This window comes from Bacillus rhizoplanae (genome assembly GCF_917563915.1).
In the GTDB taxonomy this organism is placed as follows: Bacteria; Bacillota; Bacilli; order Bacillales; family Bacillaceae_G; genus Bacillus_A; species Bacillus_A rhizoplanae.
This window is the reverse complement of sequence record NZ_CAKJTI010000034.1, coordinates 23,949-32,742: the sequence shown is the minus strand read 5'-3', so window position 1 is coordinate 32,742 and position 8,794 is coordinate 23,949. Positions and strand designations below refer to the sequence as shown.

7 protein-coding genes are annotated in these 8,794 nt (G+C 35.6%); all 7 read left to right on the top strand.

The window, feature by feature from the left end:
* The first annotated feature begins 226 nt into the window (after nucleotides 1–226).
* The 7 genes from LRP84_RS19700 (at nucleotide 227) to LRP84_RS19670 (ending at nucleotide 8,781) form a co-directional block, all read left to right on the top strand.
* Nucleotides 227–1,396: an amidohydrolase family protein gene (locus LRP84_RS19700; RefSeq protein ID WP_230576625.1), complete on the top strand. Its 1,170-nt coding sequence runs from the start codon at nucleotides 227–229 to the stop codon at nucleotides 1,394–1,396.
* Between the two features lie 18 nt (nucleotides 1,397–1,414).
* On the top strand, nucleotides 1,415–2,779 hold the full coding sequence (locus LRP84_RS19695; RefSeq protein WP_230576624.1) for an APC family permease: 1,365 nt from the start codon (nucleotides 1,415–1,417) through the stop codon (nucleotides 2,777–2,779).
* The gene (locus LRP84_RS19690; protein ID WP_230576623.1) at nucleotides 2,766–3,971 is read left to right on the top strand and encodes a M20 metallopeptidase family protein; all 1,206 of its coding nucleotides are present in this window, start codon (nucleotides 2,766–2,768) and stop codon (nucleotides 3,969–3,971) included. The genes LRP84_RS19695 and LRP84_RS19690 overlap by 14 nt, the downstream gene beginning before the upstream one ends.
* Nucleotides 3,965–5,311 carry a glutamine synthetase family protein gene (locus LRP84_RS19685; RefSeq protein WP_230576622.1) on the top strand — a complete coding sequence of 449 codons (1,347 nt, stop codon included), beginning with the start codon at nucleotides 3,965–3,967 and terminating at the stop codon, nucleotides 5,309–5,311. Before LRP84_RS19690 ends, LRP84_RS19685 begins: the two co-directional genes overlap by 7 nt.
* Before the next feature lie 441 nt (nucleotides 5,312–5,752).
* Entirely contained in the window at nucleotides 5,753–6,748 is a 996-nt protein-coding gene (locus LRP84_RS19680) for an NAD(P)H-dependent glycerol-3-phosphate dehydrogenase (protein WP_230576621.1), read from the top strand.
* 387 nt (nucleotides 6,749–7,135) lie between these two features.
* Nucleotides 7,136–8,230 (top strand): metallophosphoesterase, encoded by a 1,095-nt coding sequence (locus LRP84_RS19675; RefSeq protein ID WP_230576620.1) that lies wholly within the window; start codon nucleotides 7,136–7,138, stop codon nucleotides 8,228–8,230.
* 44 nt (nucleotides 8,231–8,274) lie between these two features.
* Nucleotides 8,275–8,781: a GNAT family N-acetyltransferase gene (locus LRP84_RS19670; RefSeq protein WP_230576619.1), complete on the top strand. Its 507-nt coding sequence runs from the start codon at nucleotides 8,275–8,277 to the stop codon at nucleotides 8,779–8,781.
* Nucleotides 8,782–8,794: the final 13 nt, after the last annotated feature.

The window sequence follows — 8,794 nt, the reverse complement described above, 5'->3', positions numbered from 1 at the left end:
GAATATTTTTAATTATACCAAAGGTGATGATCTGATTAAAACGATTCGTATAAATTTTTTGCTGGCGGTCATAGAAAAATATTTTTCTATGAATACTTTTCATTTGGAGAATATTTTTCATATTTATATTTTATGAAATTCAAAGAAAACCTTAATATAATTGGTATTTTTTATTTGGCATGAATGTTGCATAGAGAATAATTGAAAAGATCAGAGGAGGTTATTTATGAATAAAGTATCTTTACAACATATTCATGCTATTGATGTACATGCTCATCCTTTTGTTGGTAATCAAGAACCTTACACAGTAGAGGAGTTTGTTAGGAAACTATCTTTATCTGTTATACCCACCCGAGCTACAAACAACTATATACAAAATAAGAATCAACCTTTTCCGGGAATTAATATGTGGATTCAGATTTTGATTCAACGACTTGCAAAATATTTTTCATGTGAGCCTAACTTGATGGATGTAGTAAATAACAGAAATAAATATGCTGGTGATTTTAGGGGATATACAAGGAATTTGTTTCAGGACGCTAAGATTACTGGAGTTGTAACTGATTTTGGATATCCAATGCCGATGTTAAGTAAAGATGAGTTTGCAGATCTGTGTGGAGCAAAAATATGGGAAATTCATAGAATTGAACCTGTTATGGTTCATTTATGCAAAGAATGTGACCGTTTCGAGGAATTTAGTGAAAGGTATCGTACAGATTTAAGACAAGCTTTACAGAAATCTGATGTTATCGGTTTAAAATCGATTATTGCTTATAGAAGTGGGCTGGAAATCTCAGAGATGAATGAACAAATGGCCCGAGATCAATACCGAGAATTTCAAACGAACGACCGGGCAGAAGTGAAAGCTTTTCGTGACTATTGCCTTCATATTGCGCTGGAAGAATGTACAGCCGCAGATAAGGTTATGCATATTCATACTGGTGTTGGAGATGGAGAAGTTGTTTTACCGAAAGCGAGTCCGAGTTTTCTAATAAACATGCTTAGGGATAAAAAATACATCGATACTAAGGTTCACCTTGTTCATGGGGGATATCCCTGGGTTGAGGAAGCGGCTTTTATTGTAAGTATTCTCCCAAATGTTTATATGGATATTTCGCTGCAAAATCCTTTCGCAGGTCATGGAGTTCAACGAATTCTTTCTCAAGTGTTTGAATTTGCTCCTTTCGATAAAGTTATGTATGGGTCGGATGCTTTTACTGTGCCTGAAATGAATTGGTTAGGAGTGTATTTATTTAAGGAATGTTTTGAGAAAGTTTTAAATACTTGGGTTGACTCTGATTATATGAATGTGGAAACAGCCCAATGGATTGGCGAAATGGTTTTGTTTAGAAATTTTGAAAGGGTTTACAAAAAGAACCTGCAATTTAATATTTGATAGAAGGAGGAGCTAAGGATGTCAATCGAACAATTCGGTTATAAACAGGAATTAAAAAGGACATTAACATTTTGGGATCTTGTATTTTATGGGCTGATTTTTTTGGTTCCTATTGCTCCATTTGGTGTGTTTGGCTATATCTCTGACACTTCGAAGGGTATGGTCGCCCTTACTTATATCATTGGTATGATTGGAATGATTTTTACGGCCCTGAGCTACGCTAAAATGTCCCAAGCTTTTCCGATGGCAGGTTCCGTTTACACCTATGCACAAAGAGGGATCAATGAGTATGTTGGTTTTCTTGCCGGTTGGGGAATCTTGCTAGATTACATTCTTGTACCTGCTTTAACTTATGTTGTCAGCGCAGTTTCATTAGCGGGAATGGTTCCAGAAGTGCCGGTTTGGTTTTGGTTGGTTCTCTTTATTTCCTTTAATACCTTCATTAATATTCGCGGGGTAGAATTTACCGCAAAAGCAAATAAAATTATTTTGGTTTTACAATTTATGGTTTTAGTTATTTTTCTTATATTCGGGCTGATCGCTTTATATAAAGGGGTAGACGGTACTAGCCTAACAATCAAACCTATATATGATTCCAGCAAGTTTAATCTACACATGGTTATGGGGGCAGTTTCAATAGCGGTGCTATCCTTTTTAGGTTTTGATGCCATTTCCACACTTTCTGAAGAAGTAAAAGGAGGCAACAAAATTGTAGGTAGAGCTACAGTTCTTACTTTGTTGATTGCAGGCGTATTGTTTATATCTCAAACCTGGGTCGCAAGTGATCTTAGCCGCGGATTAAAAATTGAAAATTTAGATACAGCTTTCTATCAAGCAGCTGAATTGGCTGGAGGTAGTTGGTTAAAGAATTTGACACTCATTGCGACAGTATTTTCTTGGGGAATTGCCAGTGCGCTTGCATCTCAGGCAGCCATCTCCCGACTTCTTTATTCCATGGGACGGGATCGTAAATTGCCTTCTGTATTCGCAAAAGTTCATCCGAGATTTCAAACACCATATATTAGTACTTTTCTAGTGGCTATTGTTTCTTTTTCTGTAGGAATGGCGTTTGAAAATAACATTGGGATGTTAACGAATATTGTTAATTTTGGAGCGTTGGTTGGTTTTCTTATATTGCATATTTCAGTAATTAATCATTATATCATTCGCCAAAAATCAAAAAAATTTATTCAACACCTTGTATTTCCTCTTTTTGGGTTAATTATTATCGGTTATGTAGTGTATGGAATGGATCGGCTTGCGATTGAAATCGGATCTGTTTGGCTTCTCATAGGGGCTATATATATGTTTGTGCTTCAAAAAATTAAAGCAGGGAAGATAGAAATTGAAAAAGGGGGGGCTGAACACATTGAAAACCATTGAAAAACAAGACATAGAATTGAGTAAGGAAATGACAGAACAGTTGACTCGTATTCGAAGACATATCCACCAGTATCCGGAACTTTCATTTCAGGAATACGCTACGTGCGAGTATATCATTTCATGCTTGCAAGAATGGAAGATTCCGTACGAAAAAGTTGCAGAAACAGGGATTGTCGTTGATATTATTGGCGAAATGGGTGAGGGATTGCATATTGGAGTGCGGGCAGACATCGATGCGTTGCCGATTGAAGAAAAAACGGACCTTTCCTTTTCTTCTCAAAATTATGGAGTCATGCATGCTTGCGGGCATGATGGCCACACCGCTATTTTATTAGGGACAGTTTATCAGTTATTTCAATTAAAACATAGATTTAGCGGACGAGTTCGTTGTATTTTTCAACCGGGTGAAGAAGCGGATGGCGCAGCAGAAGAAATGATACAAAAAGGAGTGTTGGAAAATCCTTTGATCGATGAAATGATTGCCCTTCATTTATGGCCCCATTTACCATTCGGAACGGTTGGTATCAAACACGGTACAATTACGGCTTCTTGTGATAATTTCGTGATTGAAATAGTGGGAAAAGGCGGGCATAGTGCACGTCCGCACCAAGGTATTGACGCTATTGCCATTAGCGCTAATGTTCTTCAGGCTCTGTCTCTTCTTGTCACGAAAAGTCATAATCCTATCGAGCCGGTAGTGGTTCATGTCGGGAAAATTCAAGGCGGGACGGCAAGTAATGTAGTTGCGGATCAGGTAGTTCTAGAAGGAACAACAAGAACCATAACCATGGAAACGAGACAGAAGATAAAATCACAAATTATTCAACTGGTCGAAGGTATAGTGAATTCGTATGGAGCCCAAGCAAATATTACGTATACATATAGCCACCCGCCGGTAATAAATGAAGAAGCATTAACTCGTAGCATTGAAGAAGGAATGAAGGAATTATTAGGTGTGAATGCAGTTTATGTACTGAAAGATCCTTCAATGGGTGCAGATGACTTTGGAGCATTTGCTGTAAAGGTTCCGAGTACCTATTTCCGATTAGGTATTAGACAAACAGATCAGCCTTGTTATGATTTACATCATCCTGAGTTTCAATTTGATGATCAGATTATTGCAGTTGGCGTTAAGATCTTTACTTATAGTGTACTAAGAAGATTACTAAAAGGGGGACAATCAACATGTTAACAAAAGAAAACGTTTTAAAAATCGTCGAACAAGAAAATATTGAATTTATTCGAGTGGAATTTTTAGACTATGCCGGTATGACGAGAGGAAGAACAATTCGTACTTCCCAGCTTAACAGCGCAATGGAAAAAGGAATTAACTTTAGTACAGCAATTATGAGTTTTGATTGTTTTGATGAATATATTCCCAACCCTACGTATGGAGCAAACGATGGAGATTTCTTTGCGGTACCTGATCCAAGTACCTTCGCTATCCTTCCTTATCGGAAAAATACAGCAAGAATGCTTTGTGATTTAGTTGATGAAAACGGAGAGCCATGGGAGGGATGTCCAAGAAGTGCATTGAAGCGTCTGCTTTCGGAAGCGGAAACACTCTTGGGCGGAAAAATGTATATGGCATTTGAACAGGAAGCTTATTTACTGAAAGAAATAGATGGGAAGCTTGAGCCGGCAGACAAGAGCCATTGCTTCTCTACAGAAGGCATAGACATCCAAGAAGACTTTGTTCAGGATTTTGTTTGTTCCTTGGAAAAGATGAGTGTTCAAACAGAACAAATTTCTAGCGAGTATGGCCCTGGGCAATTAGAGATAAATTTGAAATATGCTCCTGCTTTGAAGGCGGCAGATGATCAAGTAACATTTATGCATTTATTTAAACAGATTGCTAGGGACAAAGGGATGATAGGCACATTAATGCCTAAACCATTTCAACACTTGCCGGGCAATGGACTGCATGTTCATATTAGTATATTTGATAAAATTGGTGAGAATATCTTCCAGGATGCCACAGATTCAAGAGGGTTGGATATGTCTGAAAAAGCGTATCATTTTATAGGTGGACTTTTGAAACACGGTGCATCTCTAATTGCAATCGGTGCTCCTAGTATTAATTCGTATAAACGGATGCAGTCAGGATCTTGGGCACCAGCCCACATCTGTTATGGAGCTAGAAATCGCTCTGTATTAGTAAGAATCCCTGACAAAGCAAGGGCAAGAAGATTTGAATTTCGAGGTGCTGATGGAACGTGCAATCCATATTTGCTTGCAGCTTGTTTAGTAGCTTCAGGCCTCCATGGGATTCAAAACAGAATGGATCCAGGTGAACCGATGGATGTGGATATAAGTAAGTTAGATGATATTGAATTAAAAGAAAGAGGAATTTCTTGGGGGCCGAGAAACTTAAATCAAGCAGTAGGGCATTTAGCAGAAGACACAATCTTGGCTGAAACTATTGGGAGATCAATCTGGGAGGAATTTATTAAAATTAAAAGATCAGAATGGAATAAATATATTAGGCAAGTAAGCGATTGGGAATTAAGGCTATTCTCTTCCAGGTTTTAAATAAAAGGATGCGATTGAGAAGGAAATCTGTAAATACTTGAATCATTATACAAAAGTTCTTCTTATATTGACTCTCACAATCTCAAAAGTGGGGTGTAGCCTCAAAAAATAGTAAATATACAATGAGATAAGGCTTTCGTTAAACATACTATGATAATAAGAGGATATTATGTCTATTATGAAGGCACATATCCTCTTTTTTCTTACATGATATATCAGATAACAAGTGATTAAAAAAATATAAGATGTATATTATGTTTAGGGAATGTATGTTTGTTCAAGAGGTTAGAGGACTTAGCCTACAGGGGGAGGATATTTTATAAAGCTAGTCGAATATACCCCTTGTCCATATAAAAAAATTCAACTCTTTTTCCTTTAGGAGATGACAGAGCTATTATTAAATAGAGAATGATAAATTTTAAAAAAGATGAGGGTGAAATATTGAATATTTCAGTTTTAGGTTGTGGACGTTGGGGAACCTTTTTGGCTTGGTATGCTAATAAAGTTAGACACAATGTTATGCTATGGGGGAGAGAGAACTCCAGAAATTTCATTGGGTTAAAAGAGACCAGAAGAAATGATTATCTTTCATTACCAGAAGATGTAGAATTAACAAACTCATTAGAAAAAGCCATATTATATGCTGAAATAATAATTATTTCCATTAGTGCTCAAGAATTACGTTCCTTTGCAAATCAATTAAGCTCATTAAATGCAATACAAGGTAAAACTTTTATTTTATGTATGAAAGGATTAGAGGCTAATAGTGGTAAAAGACTTTCTCAAGTATTTGGGGAAGAGGTTGGAAAAAATATAAATACAGCAGTATGGGTAGGACCTGGACACGTGCAAGATTTCTTGAATAATATACCAAATTGTATGGTTATAGGTTCTGAAAATATTGAAGTAACAAAAAAAATTGTACAAGAGTTGAATAGTGATTTAATTAGATTCTACTATGGGCAAGACCTTATTGGAAATGAGATTGGGGCTGCTACAAAAAATGTTATGGGTATAGCAGCAGGAATGTTAGATGGATTAAATTATAGCAGTTTAAAAGGTTCACTTATGGCAAGGGGGACAAGGGAAATCTCTCGTCTAGTTAGAGCAATGGGTGGAAATGATGTAACTGTATATGGATTGAGTCATCTAGGAGACTTTGAAGCAACATTATTCTCGGATAATAGTCATAATAGAAAATATGGACAGGCATTAGTTGAAGGAAAAAAGTTTGGAAAATTAGCAGAAGGTATTGCAACTATAAAAGCATTAAGGGTATTATCCATTCATTATGACGTTCAACTCCCGATTTGTAATGCCTTATATGAGATAATATTTGAGAGTAAGAATGCAGAAGAAACATTAAAAGATTTATTTTTAAGACCTGTAAAATTTGAGTTTTTAATCAATTTTCCATATCTTCTTCTTATAAACTAAGGTTTCAGTATTGAGTATGGTAAAATATGGATGATTATTTTTATGAGAAAAAGCAAGATTGTGAATAATTGTATTTAAACTATCGGGGGCTTTATTTTTTTGGATTTTTTAAATTTAGGTCTTGATAAATTTAACCTTATCTTTTTTTATTTTAAATATAAAGATTCGTCCTTACATATGACTAGTTAATTCCGTATATAGTAATTCCGCATTGTTGTTTTCATGCTAAATTGATTAAAAATACCATTTATGTGTTAAAGAGCGGATTAGTTACAAAAAGAGGGATAATAAGGTATTTTGTCGAATGAGTTTTCGTAAAATAATGAATTAAAACAAAGTTAATACGTATTACAGTAGACGTTGTAACTAAAAAAAGAGGTACCCACATTGGACAAAATAAAAAAATTATCAATCCCAAATAACGTAAGAGTCATTGTTATTTCTGATATTCATGGAGAATTAGAACTTTTCAAAGCGTTATTAGAAAAAGTTAACTTTAGCACAGAGGATTACTTAATCATTAATGGTGATCTTTGTGAGAAAGGCAGTAACAGTTTAGGTGTTGTAAGCTATGTAATGGAACTTTCAGCTAAGAATCCAAAGGTTCATGTGATAGAAGGTAATTGTGATACTTTAGTTGAAGAGCTTTTAAATGAAAATCCCCAGTTAATAAACTATTTATGTACGAAGCGGCATTCTATATTCAATGAATGGCTTGAGCACTTAGGATATTTTGTGAGCGAAGATACAAACATCCGAGAGGTAAAGGAAATACTAACAAGTCATTTTTCAAAAGAAATGGAGTGGCTTACAAAATTACCAACTGCTATTGAAACAGAAGACTATATTTTTGTTCACGCAGGATTAGAGGACATAGAGAACTGGAAAGATACAGATCGAGATACTGCTATTACACTGCCGGCATTTTTACATAAGTCACATCGTGCGAACAAATATGTAATCGTTGGGCATTGGCCAGTTGTTAATTATTCTTCAGACGTCCCTGCTGATAATCCGATAATTGATCAAACCAAAAAAATAATTGCAATCGATGGTGGAAACGCCGTCAAAGAAACTGGTCAATTAAATGCATTTATCATTCATAGATCATCTGCTGGAGATATATTTTCGTATACATATATGGATCATTTTCCAAAATGTAAAGTGTTAAAAGACTTTCGTGCAGAACCTATGATGGTTGGTTCTATTACTTATCCACTATATGATATAGTTCCAGTCGAAAAAAATGAACACTTCACTTTATGCAAACAGCTAGAAACAAAGCAGCTACTTTATGTTAAAAATGAATATCTTCATCAAAATAAAACCGGGTATTTTACTGCAAAAACAGATGTTTCCTGCGCACAAATAAATGTAAGTAAAGGAGATATTGTATCTGTAATTGATGACAGCTGCACGGGATATAAATTGATAAAAAGAGATGGTGTAGTCGGCTGGGTGACCAAAGATATTCTTGGTTAAAACGACAGAGAAGGGACTTAATATGTGAAAAGGAGGAGTGTGAATTGGTTCATCAGCTTAAAATAGAAGAAGTGAAGATAATTGATGAAGATATCGAAGGACTTTCAGAACTTTTGAGACTAGTTGTGGATGACGGGGCATCAATAGGTTTTTTACCACCAATGAAACAAGAAGAAGCGACAAAGTATTGGGAAACCGTGTTAAGTCCTGAAGTTATACTATTTATTGCAAGGATAAACAATGAAGTAGCAGGCAGCGTACAATTGCATTTCAGCACGAAGCAAAACGGAAGTCATCGAGCTGAAATTGGAAAATTAATGACACACCCAAAGTTTAGACGGAACGGAATTGGACGTGCACTTATGCAAAAAGCAGAAGAAAGAGCGAATCAAGAAAATAAATCTTTGTTAGTATTAGATACTAGAGAAGGAGATCCTTCTAATAAACTATATACATCATTAGGCTTTGTCGAAGCAGGGAAAATTCCACGCTATGCTGAATCGGCAAACGGAGAATTACATACAACGGTTTTTTATTATAAATGTATTTAGTAACTTTTTTATA

What these genes read in the sequence shown, in the direction of transcription:
- LRP84_RS19700 (WP_230576625.1), top strand. Translation starts at nt 227, where the DNA reads ATGAATAAAGTATCTTTACAACATATTCATGCTATTGATGTACATGCT.
- LRP84_RS19695 (WP_230576624.1), top strand. Translation starts at nt 1,415, where the DNA reads ATGTCAATCGAACAATTCGGTTATAAACAGGAATTAAAAAGGACATTA.
- LRP84_RS19685 (WP_230576622.1), top strand. Translation starts at nt 3,965, where the DNA reads ATGTTAACAAAAGAAAACGTTTTAAAAATCGTCGAACAAGAAAATATT.